The sequence below is a fragment of the Bradyrhizobium sp. genome (genome assembly GCF_035701725.1).
Taxonomy (GTDB): domain Bacteria; phylum Pseudomonadota; class Alphaproteobacteria; order Rhizobiales; family Xanthobacteraceae; genus Bradyrhizobium.
Map to the genome: position 1 here is coordinate 20648 of NZ_DASSRP010000135.1, position 18995 is coordinate 39642.

Sequence of the window (18995 nt, forward strand, 5' to 3'; positions counted from 1 at the left end):
CATCGCTCCGAAATGACGACGCCTTCAATCGACCTTGGCGGGTTCCGGCAGCAGGGTTGAGGAATTGGCGGCCCGCGCGGCATTCGCCATGCCGGCCAGCGCCGCCATTTTCTTTTGCGAGTCGGAGCCAGGCTGCACCACGCCGCAGGACATGATGAGAGTTGCGGCATCTTCGGCGCTCATCTCGACCTCGATGACCTTGTTCCTCGGCACGTAAAAGAAGAATCCCGTGGTCGGGTTCGGCGCACACGGCAGGAACACCGAGATGTGCTCTTCTTGGCCCGGAATGCTCGTCGCAATATCTTCATTCGGCGGCTGCGAAATCAGCACGATCGACCACATGCCAGGCGAGGGAAATTCGACAAGCCCGACACGGCGAAAGCTCGATCCCTTGCCCGAGAACAGCGTTTCGAACACCTGCTTCATGGCGCGGTAGATCGCGCGCACCGCCGGGATCCGGCCAAGGAAGCGCTCGCTCAGATCGACCAGCGAGCGCCCGATCAGATTGGCGGTGAGAAATCCGAGCAGCGTCAGCGCGAATACGGCAACCACCAGTCCGGAGCCCGGCAAACCGAACGGCAAGTAGGTTTCGGGCCGATAGGCAATGGGAACGAACGGCCGGACCAGACCATCAACCCAGGTGACGAACCACCAGGTCAGGTAGAAAGTGATCGCGATCGGACCGGCGACGATGAGGCCTGTCAGGAAATAGTTGCGAATGCGGGCCACAAAACCGCTGTGGACCTCCGGCGCCGGGTCGGCCGGGAGTTCGGGCGGGGGTAGATCGTCGCGGTTCATCGGGGTTCCAGATCGGTCAAAGCAGCAATGCTCATATGCCAGCTAAGCCATCCTAACAGACTTTTGAAGACCCCTGGACGAATCGAAGCGCCGTAGGCGGCCAGACCAGCGAAGCAGTTATTCCACGGTTACCGATTTGGCGAGATTTCGCGGCTGATCGACATCGGTACCCATCACCACGGCTGTGTGATAGGCCAAAAGTTGTACCGGGATTGCGTAGACCATCGAGGCGAAGATCGCCCCCATATCCGGCAGCACGATCGTCACCAGCGACTGGATGGTCGCCTCCGCCGCGCCCTTGGCATCGGTCATCAGGATGATTTGGCCGCCGCGCGCCGCCACTTCCTGCATATTGGAAACGGTCTTCTCAAACACCTGATCGTAAGGCGCGATCACCACGACTGGCATCTTCTCGTCGATCAGCGCGATTGGGCCATGCTTGAGTTCGCCGGCCGCATAGCCTTCGGCATGGATATAGGAGATTTCCTTCAGCTTCAGCGCGCCTTCGAGCGCCAGCGGATAGCTGGTGCCGCGGCCGAGATAGAGCACGTCGCTGCACTTCGAAAGGTCGCGGGCGAGCTTCTCGACCTGCGGCTCGGTCGCCAGTGCCGCCGACATCAGCCGTGGAATTTCGACAAGCCCGTGCACGAGTTTGGATTCGTCAGCGTCGGACAGCGCGCCGCGCGCCTTGCCGGCGGCCACGCTGAGCGCGGCCAGCACCATCAGCTGACAGGTGAATGCCTTGGTCGAGGCGACCCCGATCTCGGGCCCGGCGAGCGTCGGCAGCACGGTTTCGCTTTCGCGCGCAATTGTCGATGTCGGCACATTGACGACGGAAAGCGTGTGCAGACCATGCGATTTCGCGTAGCGCAACGCAGCCAGGGTGTCCGCGGTCTCGCCCGATTGCGAAATGAAGATCGCCAGGTCGTCCTTGTGCAGCGGCGGCTCGCGGTAGCGGAATTCAGAGGCGACATCAAGCTCGACCGGAATGCGCGCCAGCCGTTCAAACCAGTATTTGGCAATATAGCCGGCATAGCTCGCGGTGCCGCAGGCGGTGATCGAAATGCGCTGGATGTTCTTGAAATCGAAAGGCAGCTTCTGAGGCAACGCGACCCGCTCGGTTGCCATGTCGACGTAACGCGCCAGCGTGTGACCGACGACTTCCGGCTGCTCGTGGATTTCCTTGGCCATGAAGTGGCGATAGTTCGCCTTGTCGACCAGAAACGACGACGCGCCGGACTTGAGCACCTCGCGGTGGACGCGCTCGTTCTTGGCGTCGTAGACCACGGCGGAGTCCCGTGTCAGGACGACCCAGTCGCCGTCTTCGAGATAGCTGATCGTGTCGGTGAAGGGCGCGAGCGCAATCGCGTCCGATCCCAGATACATCTCACCCTTGCCGTAACCGATCGCAAGCGGCGAACCGCGGCGTGCACCGATCAGGAGGTCGCCATGGCCGCGGAAGACGAAAGCGAGCGCAAAGGCGCCGCGCAGTTGCGGCAGCGCGGCCTTGACGGCGTCCTGCGGCGAGGCACCCTTGACGAGATACGAGTTGACCAGATGCGCGATCACCTCGGTGTCGGTTTCGGACGCAAACTTGGCGCCCTGTTTTTCGAGCTGCTCGCGCAGTTCACGGAAATTCTCGATGATGCCGTTGTGAACGACGGCCACGTTCTCGGTGGCATGGGGATGGGCGTTGCCCTCGGTCGGCCTGCCGTGTGTGGCCCAGCGGGTATGTCCGATGCCGGCATGGCCGCTCAGCGGAGCTTCTCTCAGCCGTGATTCGAGATTTTTCAGCTTGCCTTCGGCGCGGCGGCGATCGAGATGATCGCCTTCCAGCGTCGCAACGCCTGCGGAATCATAGCCGCGATATTCGAGGCGCTTGAGCGAATCGACCAATTGTTCGGCGACCGGTGCACGCCCGAGAATGCCGATGATGCCGCACATGCGGTTGTTATCCCCTGATCCAAGGCCCAGCGATTTCTTAACGAAATTCGGCCGCGCCAAGATACTCAATAATTATTGCCGATTGAGACAGCGTTAAGTGGAAGGCTTAACAAGCTCCGTTAACCGCCCTTCGGCGCCTTGCCGCGGGTCTTCAGTTCGCGGTAGCGCGTGGCGCCGCCCTCGCGGTTGGTCTGCTGGCTCCGCTCCACCGCCATGGCATTGTCCGGCACATCGCGCGTGATCACCGAGCCCGAGCCGATATAGGCGCCGTTGCCGATTCTGACGGGCGCCACCAGCGACGAGTTGGTGCCGACAAACGCGCCGGACCCGATCTCGGTCTTGTGCTTGCTGAATCCGTCATAGTTACAGGTGATCGTACCGGCGCCGATATTGGCGTTGGCGCCGACATGGGCATCACCGACATAGCTCAGATGGTTGACCTTGGCGCCGGTTTCAATTGCCGCCGCTTTGGTTTCGACGAAGTTGCCGATCTTCACACCCTCCCCGAGCGAGGTGCCGGGACGCAGCCGCGCATAAGGCCCGACCGACGCCTTCTTTCCGATCGACGTCTGCACGATGTGGGAGAAGGAATGGATGACGGCGCCGTCCGCGATCGAAACGCCGGGTCCGATGACGACAAACGGCTCGATCGTGACGTCCTTTCCGAAGGCCGTGTCGGCAGCAAGAAAGATCGTTTCCGGTGCAATCAGGGTGACGCCGGCCTCGAGCGCCGCCTGGCGCAGCTTCGTCTGCATGACGCTTTCGGCTTCAGCCAACTGCGCCTTGGTGTTGATGCCGCGCACTTCGTCCTCGCTGGTCTTGATCACGACAGCCTCCAATCCGAGATCCCTGACGATGGCAACCGCGTCCGTGAGATAGTATTCGCTCTTGCTGTTGGCATTGCCGATTTTCTCGATCACCGAAAGTGCTCTTCGTCCGTCGAACGCCATGATGCCGGCATTGCAAAGCGTGACGGCGCGCTCAGTCGCGCTTGCATCCGCCTGCTCTCGGATCGCGGTCAGGCGTCCGTTGTCGACCAATAGCCGTCCATAGCCGGTCGGGTCGGCGGCTTCAAAGCCAAGCACGGCGAGCGCTGCGCCCTGGTGCAACGCTGCGCGCAGCCGTTCAAAAGTCGCTGACGAAATCAGCGGCGTGTCGCCAAAAGCGATAATCAGATCGTCCGCGCCGCGCGCCAGCGCATCGCGCGCCGCCAGCACCGCATGTGCGGTCCCCTTCCGCTCGCGCTGGACGAAGGTCTCGGCGTCGGGCCGGCATCGCCTGGCCTCGTCGATGACCGCTTGATGATCCGGCCCGACCACGACCGCCAGCGAGGCGCCCTCGCCTTTGGGTGATGCCGCCAGTACGTGCGCCAACAGTGACTGGCCGGCAACCGGATGCAGGACCTTCGGCAGCGACGACCGCATCCGCGTTCCTTCGCCGGCTGCGAGCACAACGGTCAGGCTGGACCTGCCACTCATTCGAATTTCCTTGATCGCTTCAAATAGCGTTGCCGCCCTCATAGAGCGTTTTGATGCTGGAGGGAAACCCGATTCGCTCTTTGGAGGGATCGAGGACCGAAGGCTGAGTGCCGATTTCCTGTTAATGTTTATCGATTGATTCGGTCAGGCCTGGGGGGCCGAAGACAACTCATGGTGAAGGATTCCGACAAGCTGCGCGGCGGCTTCGACATCGGCGAGACCGGTGGCGCGCTTTCCGGCCTTCTTGCCGACGACGAGGAACTTGATCGCCGCGCCCTCTGGCGGCTCGGCACCTGGGCGGCGGTCTCCGTCGGCGCGGTTGTGGTCGCCCTGCTCGCCAACCAGTCTTCGATCACCCTGCGGCACGAGCAATCGGCCTCCGCCGACCTGTTGAAGCAGGCCCAGCAACTTCAGCTCACGGCAAAGGAAAGCCAAAACGAAACCCGGCGGCTTTCTTCTGCGATCGACACGCTCAACAGCGACCGGGATCGCCTCTACTCCCGCGTCGCGGTGCTCGAACAGGGGCTGGATTCGGTGACCGGGGCCATCGCGCGACAAGGCGCTGGCTCATCGGCACCGCTGCCGAGTGCGGGTCAGGCGAACGCAAGCCAAGCCAACACAAGTCAAAGCGGCACAAGCCAGGCCAGCGCAACGCCGGGCGGCTTGGGCCAGGGCAATGCTATTCAAGGCACCGCGGTTCAAACCATCGCAAATCCAGGCGTGCCGACGGGCGCGCCCGTGGCTTCGACCGCTGCATTGCCGCAGGCCAGTAACCAGTCCCCCTCGCCGCCCGCGGCCGCCGTCAGTACGACAGCCTCGATCGACGCAGCGTCGACGGCGGTCAAGTCAACGATCCCCCCTGCAGCAGCGCCGGTGACGACGACGGCCCCGGCCGTCACCGAAAAAGCAGCCGCCACAACTAAATCGGACAAGCAGTCGGCGGCCGCAACGGCGGCTGAACCTGGCTCCGCAAAATCGACCACGGAACAACAAAACCAGAACGGTCAGCCGTTGGGGTCGCTGATGGCCTCGAAATCGATGATGGGTCCGCCCGATCCTGCGGCCGGAAAGCTGATCGAGCCGGCTACATCGGCGAAGGCCATCGTCGCCGCGCCGTTGCCCGAGATCGCCGCCGTCACGCCGGTGCCGAAGGCGGCGGATGAACCAGAAGCCGCCGCTGTTGCGGCGCCACCCGAGCTCGTCGCCCCGCACACTGAATTCGGCGTCGATGTCGGCACTGCAAATTCGATTCCCGGCCTGCGCGCCCTTTGGCGCGGGCTTCTGAAATCCCGCTCCAACGCCGCGCTGACCAAGCTGCGTCCCGTCATCGTGATCAAAGAAAACAATAACGGGCTCGGCATGCAGCTGCGGCTGGTCGCGGGGCCCATCAGCGATGCGGCGGCGGCCGCGAAAATCTGCGCCTCGTTGACGGTGAGCGATCGCGGGTGCTCCACCGCCGTGTTCGAGGGCCAACGGCTGGCTTTGGGCGCTGATGAGATCGACAAGACCGCAGCGAGCAAGCCCGAGGCGACCAAGCCTGAAGTCGAGGACAAACCGGCACAGAGCTCATCGCGGTCATCCTCGCACAGGCACTACTATTCTTCGAAGCGTCCCAAGGTCGTCGAAGAGCCTCCGAAGCCGGAGCCGTCGACCCTGTCACGGCTGTTCGGCAAACGCGAATAAACGACGGAAGTCACGGAACCTGCTGTCCAGAAACCGATGGCATTGCCATGGTTTAGTGCGCTATTTTGAACCACTTTCGGGACCGTCTCGAGAATGGCCTTGCGCGGTGAGGCCAAACACGGCAAACCGCCTTGCGTTCCAGAGGACCATATATCCGTGAAGAAGACCCCGTTCCGCGTCAGCCCGTATCAGGTCCAGTGGCTGTTGATCGTTGGTTTTCTGACCGTCGGCTACGCGATCTACGTCCGCTACATGGCGATTGAATTGTCTTCCACGTCGCTCGCTTGCGATGCCGGCCTGCAAACCTTGCTCTGCAAGTCGCGGGCCTTGGCGACCAGCCTCTTTCGCAATTCCGTGTTCGGAATCACGGCAATCGTCATCGCGGTGCTGCACGTCATTCGGCCGTCGATCGTGTTGCTCACGCTCGGCCTGATCGCAGCCGGCTTCGGCATCGTGCTTTACAACGTGGTCCTGTCCGGACTGGCGATCGGCCTGCTTATTCTGGGATTTGCGCGGCCCGCGCCCGCCACAGCGTAGCACCGAGCAGCACGTAAATGGCGCAGGTCCAGAGCGACTGCCAATTGTCCGGGCCCTCGTTGAAGCCGGTATAGATCGCGCTCATCACCAACAGCCCCGCAAAGCTCGCCTCTGCGATCGGACGAATGCCTTCTTTCGGGCGGTTGAGCAGGCTCAGCAGCGAAAACGGCACCACGGCCATGGTGAGCGAGGCGAACGGAAAATCCTTGTAACGGGGATCGAACGCGAGGCCGGCCGCAGTCGCCGCGCCGATCACCGCAGTGACCGACAGAACGACAGCCATGAGAGCCGAGTTCCGCGATCGTCCGCGATAGTCGGATGGGCCGACCAACTCTAGGAAGGTGGGTAGCGCCCTACCCGACATCAGAGCATGCGCGGCAAACAGCGGCGAGGCGATGCCGGCCGCCAGCAGAGAGCCCCACAGCAGCCAACCACCGACACCGTAGCTCTCGTAGTACATCTTATCGGCAGCAATACCGAGCAATGAACCCGCCGACGTCGCGGAGATTCCAACCGCAAGCCAGGACGTGAACCTTGGCATCCAGGGCTTGCGCCGCAACGCCAGCAAAGCCACCGCGAAAACCATCGCTGCCAGAACCATGCCGGCTCCCATGTACAGCTTCCAATTCGGATAGTTGCTGATGGCGACGCCTGGCGGATATTTCAGCGCCCGGTGAACGGAATCGAACAGCCCCCAGTAGCCGCCCATAGTACCTTCGAGCTGGCGCTTCCAGGGCTGGTCATACGCCTCGATCAGGTTGACGCGAAAGTTCTGGCGCTTGGCGAGATCGAGAATTTCCGACACCACGCGCGCCTGATTGGTGCGCGAGGGCAAGGCTGCATCGCGCATCCGCCCTGCACTCGGCCAGCCGGTTTCGCCGATCAGGATTTCCTTGCCGGGAAAGGCGACCTCCATCCGCCGCCGGATCGCCTCGACATGCGCCGCTGCATACTTGGCACGGATCGGAAAGTCCTCCCAGAAGGGAAGGATGTGAATGGTGACGAAATCGACTGCGTCATAGATCTCGCGATAGCGCAGCCAGAACTCCCAGACGTCGGCATAGGTAACGGGGACCGGGACCTGTGCCTTGACCAGACGGATCGTCGCCGCGAGGTCCGCTTGGGTCATTTCCCCGCGCAGCAAGACTTCGTTCCCGACGACGAGCGCAGTGATGGTTGAAGGAAATTCTTTCGCGAGCCTGATGCCGGTTGCTATCTGGAACGCATTTTTCTGACGGTTACTGCTCAGCCAGATTCCCTGAATGACCTTCAGCCCGACCTTGGCGGCAAGCTCGGGGACCTGATCGAGGCCATTGTCGACCGAATAGGTGCGGACGCAGTCGGAAACCTTGACGAGCTGGGCGAGATCTTCGGAAATCTGTTCCGCCGAAATATGGGTCGTGGGCACCAGCGGCGTCTGCTCACCGCGGAACGGCGCGTAGGACACGCATTGAAGCTTTGCGTTGGGATCGATCGGCGCGCGCGCCAGCGAGATCGGCGTGGCAAGCCACCACCACACCGCGGCTATCGAACCTAAGGATAGTATGAGAAGCGCCAGCGGCGTGCGAAAAGAAATCGGTTCCATCCTTTCGGGCAGGACCGTCGATTAACCGGTCATCGGCTGTCTGCCAAGAGTGGGAATGGCCGAGCGGCGTTCGTTCCTTCGTCGAATTTTACCAAAGTACGATAAAGTTGCGGGTTTGCTTGCCAAAATTCAAAATCTCCGTCATGGGATTCCGGCACGCCTAGCCGCCGCATTGGGGTCCTATTTGGGCGGCAAGCGTAACGAGCGGTATCGTATCCGACAGGGCTTGCCGGGCCGGAGTTAGGCAGGACTTGCAAAGAGTTGGGCCGGAACCAAATCGGGGAATTTATGCGTCAGCGGGTGTTTGAGGGTCGGGTTGCGGTGTCGCGCTATCTTGTTGTTCCGGGACTGGCGCTGATGCTTGGCCTGGGCAGCGCTCTGGCCCAGAGTGGGGCGCCGGCAAACCCGGACCAGCCGGGCAAGCCCAACGCCAATGCTGCCGACGCCGCCAAGGATAATCAGCGCAAAACCGACGAATTCGCCGAAGCCGCACAGGCCATCAACGGGCCGGCCGGCAACCCCGAATGCGTCTGGCTCGGCCGCCGGGTCGTCCGTCTGATGTGGCGCGATGATCTCGACACCGCATTCCGCCACCTGGACCTGTATGACCGTTTTGGCTGTCCGGGCGGTCACGTCCAGGCAGCTTTCCGCTGCCTGACGCGTTTCGGCGCCCAGATCGACGACAAGGTGCAAAAGAGCCTGGATGACCGGGTCCACGCCTGCTGGATCAATCCGAACGCCCAGCCGCAAGCCGCCGCTGCTCAGCCGCCGGCGGCGACGACGACGTCCGGAAACGCCGCACCGGCCCCCGCCGCTGCAACCCCGCCCCCCGCGACCAAATAGCTCGCGGGGCGCGCACCCGTGCCCTTAAATCGCCATCGCGCCATACAACTGTCGGGGCCTGACGTTCGTATTCCCGCCTAGGGCGTGCGTTTCCGACGTCAGAACCGAAACGACACTGCCAAGCCGGGAAATACGAGTTTCTGATATGGTTCTCGATCTGACCTTCGCTCGCCGCGGGCACGGCCAACACTGGAGCGAACGTCAAATCCACCATATTAGTTGTTAAATCGCGTGGCAGGATTATCCTGATAGATATCCTCATGCCGGACGAACCTTGGGGACGGGTTCGCTTTATCCCACTGCATGCCCCTTATGGTTAGTTGCGATGCGCGCCGTCGTCGCCGTCTTGTTATTCGTCACCGCCGCTCACGCCGCGCTCTGGGGCTTTTTCCAGGAAAAAAAGCAGGCTCCCGATTTTCGGGGAATCCTGCCGAGCGTTTCCTATGCGCCGTTCGAAGGAACCGCGCATCCTGATGTCGACAACATTCCCACCGTCGAAAAAATTCGCGACGACCTGCGAAAGCTGTCGTCGATCACCCGCGCGATTCGCCTCTACTCCTCGACCGGAGGCGTGGAGCTCGTGCCGCCGATCGCCGCCGAATTTGGTCTCAAGGTCACTGTCGGCGCCTGGATCGACAAGAACGCCGAGCGCAATGAACGCGAGATCGATGCCGCCATCAACCTCGCCCGCCGCAACAGCAATGTCATCGGCGTCGTCGTCGGCAACGAAACCATTTATCGCGGCGAGCAAAAACCCGAAGACCTGATCGAGCTGATCAAGCGGGTCAAAAAATCGGTCAACGTTCCCGTCACGACCGGCGAAATCTGGAACATCTGGCGCGACTATCCCGACCTCGCCTACTCGGTCGACTTCATCGCCGCGCACGTGCTGCCCTATTGGGAGTATTTCACCGATACCCAGGCAGTCGATCAGGCGGTCGACCGCTATCAGCTTCTGCGCGATCAATTTCCAGGCAAGCGCGTTATGATCGCGGAGTTTGGCTGGCCGAGCGCCGGTTACAATCTGCGCGGCGCCTTCCCGGGCTCGTTCGAGCAGGCGGTGGTGCTGCACAATTTCGTCTCGCGGGCCGAGGCCATCGGCATGGACTACAACATCGTCGAGGCGATCGACCAACCCTGGAAATTCTTCGAGGGCGGCGTCGGACCCTATTGGGGAATCCTGAACGCAGCGCGCGAGCCGAAATTCAGCTGGACCGGACCGATCGTCAATCCGGACTACTGGAAGCTTGCGACGATCGCCGTCCTCGTCGGCATCCTGATGTCATTGCCGATCCTGCGGCTGGCGAGGCCGACCGTGCTGCAGGCGCTGACGCTGTCGGCAGCCGCCAACGGCGTCGGAGCGTGGGCCGCGACCGTCTTCGCCTATTGGGCTGGACATTATTTCGTCTTCGGCTCGGCCTTCGCGTTGACGCTGGGCCTGATCCTTCTGGTGCCGCTGGTCCTGATTGCGATGGCGCGGGTCGAGGAAATCGCGGCGATCGCCTTCGGCCGCAAGCCACAGCGCCTGATCGTCAAGGGCGCACCGACCGTGCCTGCGACCATCGGCGACAATGTGAGCTTTCCGAAAGTCTCGATCCACATCCCGGCCTATTTCGAGCCGCCGGAGATGCTCAAGGCGACGCTCGATGCGGTGGCGCGGCTCGACTACCCGAATTTCGAATGCGTCGTGATCATCAACAACACGCCCGATCCCGCTTTCACGCAGCCGATCCAGGATCACTGCCGTGCGCTCGGCGAGCGCTTCAAGTTCATCAACGCCGAGAAGGTGCAGGGCTTCAAGGCCGGCGCTTTGCGCATCGCGATGGAGCGGACCGCGGCCGATGCCGAGATCATCGGCGTCATCGACGCCGACTATGTCGTCGGACCGGACTGGCTCAAGGACCTGGTGCCCGTGTTCGCCGATCCGCGCGTTGGCCTCGTACAGGCGCCACAGGATCACCGCGACGCCGACCGCTCGTTGATGCATTACATCATGAACGGCGAATATGCCGGCTTCTTCGACATTGGAATGGTCCAGCGTAACGAAGAGAACGCCATCATCGTGCACGGCACGATGTGTCTGATCCGCCGCGCGGCGATGGACATGGCAGGCGGCTGGGCCGGCGATACCATTTGCGAGGATACCGATCTCGGCCTCAACATCATCGAGCACGGCTGGCTCACTCACTACACCAATTATCGCTACGGGCACGGTCTGCTGCCGGACACCTATGAAGCCTTCAAGAAGCAGCGCCACCGCTGGGCCTATGGCGGCTTTCAGATCGTCAAGAAGCACTGGCGGCGCTTCCTGCCCGGCGCGAGCCGGCTGACGCGCGATCAGAAGCGCGAATTTTCGCTGGGCTGGCTGAACTGGCTCGGCGCGGAAACGCTGGGTGTCGTGGTCGCGATTCTCAACCTGATCTGGGTGCCGATCGTCGCCTTCGCCGACATAGCCATTCCCGACCGCATCCTGACCTTGCCGATCATCGCAGCGTTCGTGGTGTCGCTGGCGCACTTCCTCATTCTCTATCGCCTTCGCGTACCGGTGAAATGGGGGCAGATGCTCGGCGCCATGATTGCCGCGATGAGCGTGCAGTGGACGGTGTCGCGGGCCGTCGCGCAGGGACTGATTACCGAGCATCTGCCGTTCGCGCGCACCTCCAAGGGTGGCCTGTCGCGAATGTCGATCGAGTTCCAGGCGTTCTGGGAAGCGGTGATCGGCGTGCTGCTTTTGATCGGAGCGGTCGTGCTTGTGGTGACGAACAATTCCAAGCAGATCCGCGAAATCTACATCTTCGCGGGCGTGCTGGTCCTGGAAAGCCTGCCGTTCCTCTCGGCGGTGGCGATTGCCATTCTCGAGAGCTCCCGGATCAACTCATTCAAGTTCTGGCACGATGCCGGCATTCGAACCGCCGAACTGATCGGACTACGGCCGGTAGCGCTGCCCTCGGTCGCTGCCCCTCCGCAGCCGGTCGCGAGTGAAATCCGCTCCGAGGCCAGCTAGGGCGCCGGTCCTACCGGCCTCCGCGAGCACGTCCTCCATCATTGCAGTCAATCCGGAACCTCGTGCTGTCTGGTCACGGCGCTTGCCTTCCTGCGGTTGCTTTATCCTGCACCTGCAACGGGGCCGTGTCGCCTTGAAGCGCTTGGGACCGGCGGCCCTGGGGAAGTCTTTATCGGTAACTGTTGTGGTTTGGTCACAGCCGAACCCCGCCCGGCACGTTAAATTCAGACTGCATATTTAATTCTTTGTCCTCTCGAGAGCTCGTTATGAAAAAAATCATTGTCACAGCGACGCTACTGGCGAGCAGCGCCAGCATTGCTTTGGCAGCACCGCCAACGCCGCCCGCGCCCGGTTGGACAGGCACCTACGGCGGGATAACTGGTGGCTGGGGGTGGGGTACCTCGAGTCAGACCGATCCGGGCATTCCGGTTTTCACCCCAACCAATACTGAAGGCCCCCCAGCGGACGGCCGCTATGGGATGCGCGGCGGGCTGTTTGGCGGCTCGCTCGGGTCGAACTGGCAGATGGGGTCTTGGGTTTACGGTCTGGAAGGCGATTTGTCGTGGTCGAATCTCCGCGGCAGTTCGAACGTCTGCGGTCCGTTGACGGCGACGCCGCACCCCTGCGGCACCAACCTTGACGCGCTTGGCACTTTCCGCGGACGCATCGGATATGCAGCCGGCCCTGGCGGCAACTGGCTTCTCTATGCGACTGGCGGTCTTGCCGTTGGCGACATCCACGGCTGGGACGCGCTGACGCCGGCCTCGGGTAACGTTTGGCGCGCCGGCTGGACGCTCGGTGCCGGGGTCGAAACGATGATCGCCCCGAACCTGACCGCAAAACTCGAATATCTCTACGTCGATCTCGGCAACGGGCAGGTCTTCAATGTCGCGCCAGGCATTCCCGAAAGCGTCGGACTGACCGCCAACATCGTTCGCGCAGGCATTAGCTACAAATTCGGCAGCCCGGCCGCACCGCCGCCGCCACCGCTCTACACCAAGGCCCCTTACACCAAGGCGCCGATCATGGCGGGTAGTCCGTGGTCCGGTTGGTACGGAGGTGTGAACGTGGGCTATGTCGACGGGGCTGACAGAATCAATACCGATGCCACGGTCTTGCAGTTCAGCACGTTTGCGCCAATCGCGGCTGCGATGGCTGCCGGTGCCACGAGCCAGCTTCCGATCGGTAATAGCGAGTTTATCGGTGGTGGTCAGGTGGGTTACAACTGGGCGCTCTCGCCGAAGCTGCTTGTCGGTGTTGAGGCGGATATCCAGGATTCGTCGCTGAGCAACAGCGCGGCCGTGACGACCGTCGTTCCGGTCCCATTTTCACCTTCGTTCGTGACCAACGTCGCGGCGTCCCGCAGCGTGGACTATCTTGGAACAGTGCGCGGCCGCCTCGGTGCGACGGTTACTCCAACCGCCCTGCTCTATGTGACCGGCGGTCTCGCCTATGGCGGGGTGAAATCAAGCACCACGATCAGCCAGACGAATGCCGCTGCACCTTTGCAACCCAACGCGGTCGCTGGAACGTTTTCCGATACGCGGGCAGGTTACGCGGTCGGCGCAGGCGGCGAATGGATGTTCGCCCCGAAATGGAGCGTCAAGGGTGAATACCTGTATTACGATCTGGGATCGGCCAATTACGGAACGGGTAACTTTGCCATCGATACAGGGCCGACCGGCTTTCCCGGAACTGGCATCGCCGCCGTCGGAACGACCACGCATGTACACTTCAACGGCAACATTGTGCGCGCCGGACTCAACTATCATCTGAACTGACGGCTGGGCTTCTTTATCGGTAACACGCAACTTCGCGGAGGGCACTCGATGCCCTCTCGTGCGCTGGCCCGGGCTTGAGCGCGCAATATGGTGCGTGCACGGTGGAAATCACCGCGATCGGGTTAGGCTTCAATCCGCGCATGCTATTGACCCGCACACGGCAGGCCCCTACACAGCGCCTCGAGCGAGCGCGTAGCTCAGACGGTAGAGCACGTGACTTTTAATCACGGGGTCCTGGGTTCGATCCCCAGCGCGCTCACCACCAATCGGATCAATGGCTTACGGGCGGGTTCGGAAGGCTTCCGACCTCGCAGTAAGTGTTCCCGTGGGACAATGATCCCAGGACATTGACCAGGCGAGCCGCGGTCGCAAAACCTGCCGCGCTTCACGGTGATGGTCGCAACTCAGACCAATCGCTACCGGCGTCGGTCGGTCCACAGCCTTCCAGAAGCAAATAAGGGAGCGAAACGCTCCCTTATGCGACAAGAATCTTGATTCCCCACCAAACCACAGCAAGCGCAATCAGAATGCAGGTGGCCGTCAGGGCGTTTTCCAAGGCAGATGAAGCCATTGTCGTGCTCTCATTTGCCTACCCCGCCGAAACGCTAAGCGATTCCACAGCCGACCAGCAACAAGTTAAAGAAAGATATGAACAACCTGACGCAGCACTCTAGCCGCGCCAAGTTGGCCAGTCGATCTCGCAAGCAGATGGCACCGCCCGCCTCGCCTCACTGCCGGTGAAACACCAACGTTCTCAGCTCGATGCTTTCGCGTGGCGGCGTGTCCTTCGGCGTCGTCGGATCGACAAAGGCGGTGTGCGGAGCGAACCTGGCGCGGCCGTCGGTCGCCGAATCGTAGCATTTCAACAGCAACGCTTCATCGGCGGTCATCTCCGGGAAATAGAACCAGCGATGATTCGGGTTGAATTTCACCGAATAGGTCTCGCCGTTGCGGTTCGGATAGATCAGGTCGGAAGCGACGAGATCGCCTGCGGCAACGCTGGCGGAATCGCAAAGGGCCAGCGGCGTGTCGCGAACAGGACCGCGGATCGGTCGCCACAGGTTGATCACCTGCACGCGCCCTTTCAGCAGTTCCTCCGCTTCGGCCGGCAGGTGTTCGCGCACACGATTGGCGCCGGACGTGTCGGTCTGGTCGACATGGACGCGCGTCGCCGGTTGCCGAGGACCTGCACCGCGAACGTCCTCGGCACCTTCAACCCGCCTGCGCACAGTGTGGTCAAAGATCACGACGCGATCGGCACGCAGGGTCGCCCTCAGGAATGCTTCCGCAGCCGGGTAGTAGACGTCGCGAATTTCCTTTTCATTATAGAAATCCCGCACGGCCGTGGGATGGCGGACCAACGCAAATCCTTCGCGATCGAGCGAAAAGCTGCCGGCGACCGGACGGCCGTCGAATATTGGGACCTGATGAGGGTCGGGCAATGCCGTCGACTTGGGCTCGCCCGGCGGCGGGTCGAACGCATAGGTTCGTGGCTTGCCCTCGGTCGGCAGCAGGTAATTCAGTTCAGCTCGGACGAAAGGCAGTGATTCGATTTTTCTCTCGATCAGGCTCATGCGCATCTCCCGGGATCAATGCATCTGCTTCAAAATCTGGCGCGATGAACATGGACTCACAAGAATTGCTGCCGAAATAGCAATGCCCCAACTCCGGCAACCGTCGACAGGAGCAAATCCTTTCGTAAATGAGGGTCATGCCGGATAAGCTTTGTCGCGGCGATCACGAGATCGCTGATCAGTGAGTTTAGCCCCGCTTCAATGCAAAACGGCCCCGGAATTCTTGCAACTCCGGGACCGCTTCAGCTTCTAATATGGTTTCAGCTTCCAACACCGGCGAACTAGTTGCCGGGTGGGTTCAGGTTCGGTGACTGTCCGCCGACGCGCGACGGATCTCGTCCTGTGAAACCAAAGTTGTGCAGATTGTGATACTGGTCGCTGTCTTCAGGCGGCAAATAGTCCCCTGGTGCTTGATCATAGAGAGTTTGCGCCCGGCTTCCGGGGCCAGCGGCATATGGTGCCGCACCTACGCGCGGCCCATAAACTTCCTGCGCGAAGACGGGGCCTGCGGCGGAGGCAGAGAGAATTGCCGCGGCGGCGATGGTCTTCATAACGTTCATTCGATTTCTCCGTTTTCAACAGCCGACCAATGCGGCTTGCTGTTGGACGTTCCGAAATCTCAAACCATCGTGAAGCTCATCTCTGGTTTCGCAACGCTAACTGTTGCGAGGGGCGGGTTCGAGCAGTGCGCATAGCCGAGTTCTGCCGGCATGAAGCGGGCTCATGAACTCCAAATCGGGCGCATTTGGAATCCCCGATCGCACGGTCGGACGTGAATGGCGGCGAGCGCACCTCAATCGGTGCGCATCACCTGCGCCGGGTCGGCGCGCGGATCGCGCGGCGCCCAGCGTCCGGCCTCAACCTGCGCGATGAATTCTGCGACGTGACGGTTGAAGAGTTCGGGTTCTTCAAGGTTCAGCGTATGGCCTGTCTTCGGAAACACGGCGAGCCCCGATCGAGAGATCGTGCGCTTCAAGAACAGACCGGGCTGCAGGCAATGATCGTCCTCGTCGCCGACCATCACCAGAACCGGCGTCTGCATGGCGCGAAACTCGGCTTCGAGATCGTAGAGCGAGGGGCGCCGCATCTGCACGCCGCGCATGGTATTGGCAGCCCCACGCGCGTCATGTTGCGCCAGCCGATCGGCAAACAGGCGCCAGCCACGCGGATCCTTCTCCTGAAACTGCACACGTGAGGCGCCTTCGGCGTAGATCGGCGCGAAATCTCTCGCGCCGCGCTTCTCGAAATTTTCGGCAACCTGGGCCGAGACTCCCTTGAAATAGTCTTCATGGATCTTTTCGGCGCCATAGCCGGCGCCGGCCGCAACCACCGACAAGACGCGAGCGGGGTGCCGGAGTGCGGCGTGCAGGCTCGCAAAGCCTCCCATCGACAGGCCGACGACATGCGCCTTGTCGATTCCTGCCGCATTCAAGACTTCGATGATGTCGTCGGCCGCGCGCGCCTGCGAATAGGCGTCGACGGACGCAGGAATGTCGGACGGAGGATATCCCCGCGCGGCGAAGGTGAGACACCGATGCCGGCGGGCGAAAAAGTTGAGCTGAGGCTCCCAGCTCCAATGGCTGCCGCCGAACTCGTGGACGAAGAGGATTGGCGTGCCTGAGCCCACGCTTTCGTAGAAAAGATTGATGCCGTCGCTCGTCCTGGCAAAGCTCATCCTGCCCTCCTCAGATCACGGAGCGGCGCGAAGCGATGCCGCCGTCGACGGTGAAGATGGTGCCCGACGTGTAGCCGGAGCGGTAGGATGCGAGGAACACGATGAGGTCGGTGATCTCGTGGACATGGGCCGGACGCTTGAGCGGATAGCGGTCCTGCAATTCCTTGTAGCGGTCCTCGGTGCCGAACATGTCCTTGGATCGCTTCTTCAGCATATTGTAGATCCGGTCGGTATCGACCGGACCCGGGTTGACCCCGACAATCCGAATATTGTCGTCCAGCGAATGTCCGCCCATGGCACGCGTGAAGGCCATCAGGCTGGCATTGCCGGTTGTCCCCGCAACGTATCGGGGATCGAACACCTCGCCGCCGTTGCCGATGTTGTTGATGATCACGCCGCCGCCGCGCGCTTTCATTTTCGGATAGATCGCGCGCGTCAGGTTGATGTAGCCGAATACTTTCAGCTCCCAGCCGGCGCGCCACTTCGCCTCGTCGACGTCCCAGAGGCTTCCGCTTGGAATGACGCCGGCATTGTTGACGAGCACGTCAATTTCGCCGACGGCATCGATCAGGGGTTCGATCTCGCCGGGAGCCGTCAGGTCCAGAGGATGGATCACGACTTTCACGCCGTTGGATTTCTCGATCTCCGATTTCAGCGCCGTCAGCCGATCCTCCGAACGGGCCACGAGATGGAGATGACAGCCTTCGGCCGCAAAGCCTCGCGCAACTCCCTCGCCAATCCCTTGCGACGCACCGGTCACAAGCACCGTTTTGCCCTTCAGCCCCAAATCCATGTCTTTGCCTTTTGTTATTTGCCCGGTGCGCCCCGATCATCGCCCGTTCTTGATACTTTGGCATACAATATCGCGGGCATACTGGCCAAATAATATGCAGGTTTGCTATTTTGGTATAATCCAGCTTGCCTCCCGCGCCTTTCGAGATGATGCTGTGCCCTCAAACAGGACGGCGGTCGCCGGGGCATGTCGGGGAGAAGGTCGATGATTTCACGTCGGGACGTGTTGAAGGGAATGGGTGCAGCGGGCCTCAGCGCCGCAGGTTTCACGCTGGCAGCTCCCGCCCTTTCGCAAGGTCTGATCAAGACGACCTTCACCACCTCATGGATTCCGGAAGGTCCCAACCTCTTCGCCTATGTCGCCCGCGACAAAGGCTTCTGGAAGAAGGCAGGGCTTGATGTCAGTGTCGCGCGCGGATCGGGATCCGGTGCGGCCGCTCAAGCCGTCAGCGCCGGCACATTCGACTTCGGAATGGCCGCCACACCGACGGTCATCGTCCAGGCAGCCAAGAAGCTGCCGATCACCTGCATCGGACAGATCAACTATGACGCGCTGATGGGTATCGGACTGCTCGCGGCTTCGCCGATCAAACGGCCCAAGGACCTCGAGGGCAAAAAGCTCGGCGCCAGCGTCACCTCGGGTGAATATCCGTTCCTGCCGCTTTATGCCGAGAAGGCAGGTTTTGATCTTGCGAAAGTGCAGATGGTGCAGCTCGACGGCAAGGTCCGCGAGCGCTCGCTGATGGAAAAGCAGGTCGATGCCGCCTCGGCGTTTGCCACCAGCACGATTCCTTCGCTGGCCCCGCTCGGTACCGACGTCCGATTCATGCTGTTCCGCGATGCAGGCATCGAATTCTACGGCCAGTCGCTTACGACGCAGCCGCAACGGCTGGAGAAGGACCCGAACCTTTGTGCTGCGCTGGTTGAAGGCGCGATGGAAGCCATCCGCTTCACGATGACCAATTTCGACGAGGCGGTGGATATTTTCCTCAAGGCCAATAGCGAGGTTGCGATGTCCTCGACCGGCAAGGAATACGCCAGGATCGGTCTCGGACTGACCAACCTGACCAATCTCGTGCCGGAAGTGAAGGAGCATGGCTTCGGCTATGCCGATCCCAAGAAGGTCGCGACGATGGCCGATCTCGTGGTCAAATATGCCGCCGGAGACGGCGCGACGCGTCCTGACGTCGAGACCCTCTTCACGAATAAGTTCGTCGGCAAGATCACGTTGAGCGCGGATGAACTTGCCGCCGCCGAAAAGAACGCGGCCGCTTTCCGTAAATACGTCAGCTGACGCTTCC

At 61.6% G+C, this 18995-nt stretch carries 14 protein-coding genes and 1 tRNA gene; 7 read left to right on the top strand and 8 right to left on the bottom strand.

Annotation, left to right across the window (positions count from 1 at the left end):
* Positions 1 to 24: 24 nt before the first annotated feature.
* From VFL62_RS07715 to glmU, 3 genes are all read right to left on the bottom strand, one after another.
* Positions 25 to 798 (bottom strand): DUF502 domain-containing protein, encoded by a 774-nt coding sequence (locus tag VFL62_RS07715; protein WP_325171774.1) that lies wholly within the window; start codon positions 796 to 798, stop codon positions 25 to 27.
* Between the two features lie 117 nt (positions 799 to 915).
* Entirely contained in the window at positions 916 to 2742 is a 1827-nt protein-coding gene (gene glmS / locus VFL62_RS07720) for a glutamine--fructose-6-phosphate transaminase (isomerizing) (RefSeq protein ID WP_325171775.1), read from the bottom strand.
* A gap of 119 nt (positions 2743 to 2861) precedes the next feature.
* On the bottom strand, positions 2862 to 4220 hold the full coding sequence (gene glmU / locus VFL62_RS07725; RefSeq protein WP_325171776.1) for a bifunctional UDP-N-acetylglucosamine diphosphorylase/glucosamine-1-phosphate N-acetyltransferase GlmU: 1359 nt from the start codon (positions 4218 to 4220) through the stop codon (positions 2862 to 2864).
* Positions 4221 to 4391: 171 nt separating this feature from the next.
* Between glmU and VFL62_RS07730 the strand changes: the two genes are divergently transcribed.
* Together VFL62_RS07730 and VFL62_RS07735 are read left to right on the top strand one after the other, a co-directional pair.
* Positions 4392 to 5903, top strand: coding sequence for a hypothetical protein (locus VFL62_RS07730; protein WP_325171777.1), 1512 nt, complete (start codon positions 4392 to 4394; stop codon positions 5901 to 5903).
* A gap of 156 nt (positions 5904 to 6059) precedes the next feature.
* Positions 6060 to 6440 (top strand): hypothetical protein, encoded by a 381-nt coding sequence (locus VFL62_RS07735; RefSeq protein WP_325171778.1) that lies wholly within the window; start codon positions 6060 to 6062, stop codon positions 6438 to 6440.
* Here the strand turns inward: VFL62_RS07735 and VFL62_RS07740 are convergent.
* Entirely contained in the window at positions 6400 to 8025 is a 1626-nt protein-coding gene (locus tag VFL62_RS07740) for a beta-(1-6) glucans synthase (RefSeq protein ID WP_325171779.1), read from the bottom strand. The genes VFL62_RS07735 and VFL62_RS07740 overlap by 41 nt on opposite strands.
* Before the next feature lie 288 nt (positions 8026 to 8313).
* Between VFL62_RS07740 and VFL62_RS07745 the strand changes: the two genes are divergently transcribed.
* The 4 genes from VFL62_RS07745 (at position 8314) to VFL62_RS07760 (ending at position 13915) form a co-directional block, all read left to right on the top strand.
* Positions 8314 to 8868, top strand: a complete 555-nt coding sequence (locus tag VFL62_RS07745; RefSeq protein WP_325171780.1) for a beta-1-3, beta-1-6-glucan biosynthesis protein — start codon at positions 8314 to 8316, stop codon at positions 8866 to 8868.
* A gap of 325 nt (positions 8869 to 9193) precedes the next feature.
* Positions 9194 to 11872: a glycosyltransferase gene (locus tag VFL62_RS07750; RefSeq protein ID WP_325171781.1), complete on the top strand. Its 2679-nt coding sequence runs from the start codon at positions 9194 to 9196 to the stop codon at positions 11870 to 11872.
* A 266-nt stretch (positions 11873 to 12138) separates the two neighbouring features.
* Complete coding sequence (locus VFL62_RS07755; protein WP_325171782.1) at positions 12139 to 13653, top strand: outer membrane protein; 1515 nt, start codon at positions 12139 to 12141, stop codon at positions 13651 to 13653.
* A 186-nt stretch (positions 13654 to 13839) separates the two neighbouring features.
* Positions 13840 to 13915 (top strand) — tRNA-Lys (locus VFL62_RS07760).
* Positions 13916 to 14381: 466 nt separating this feature from the next.
* Here the strand turns inward: VFL62_RS07760 and VFL62_RS07765 are convergent.
* The 4 genes from VFL62_RS07765 to VFL62_RS07780 all read right to left on the bottom strand — a co-directional run bounded on the left by VFL62_RS07765 (position 14382) and on the right by VFL62_RS07780 (position 17695).
* A complete protein-coding gene (locus tag VFL62_RS07765; protein ID WP_325171783.1) occupies positions 14382 to 15227 on the bottom strand; it encodes a CmcJ/NvfI family oxidoreductase in 846 nt (281 codons plus the stop codon).
* A 281-nt stretch (positions 15228 to 15508) separates the two neighbouring features.
* On the bottom strand, positions 15509 to 15787 hold the full coding sequence (locus VFL62_RS07770; RefSeq protein ID WP_325171784.1) for a hypothetical protein: 279 nt from the start codon (positions 15785 to 15787) through the stop codon (positions 15509 to 15511).
* 233 nt (positions 15788 to 16020) lie between these two features.
* Positions 16021 to 16902, bottom strand: coding sequence for an alpha/beta hydrolase (locus tag VFL62_RS07775; protein ID WP_325171785.1), 882 nt, complete (start codon positions 16900 to 16902; stop codon positions 16021 to 16023).
* Positions 16903 to 16912: 10 nt separating this feature from the next.
* The gene (locus VFL62_RS07780; protein WP_325171786.1) at positions 16913 to 17695 is read right to left on the bottom strand and encodes an SDR family oxidoreductase; all 783 of its coding nucleotides are present in this window, start codon (positions 17693 to 17695) and stop codon (positions 16913 to 16915) included.
* A gap of 204 nt (positions 17696 to 17899) precedes the next feature.
* On the opposite strand from VFL62_RS07780, the gene VFL62_RS07785 reads away from it, so the two are divergent.
* Positions 17900 to 18988, top strand: a complete 1089-nt coding sequence (locus tag VFL62_RS07785; RefSeq protein WP_325171787.1) for an ABC transporter substrate-binding protein — start codon at positions 17900 to 17902, stop codon at positions 18986 to 18988.
* Positions 18989 to 18995 lie beyond the last annotated feature (7 nt).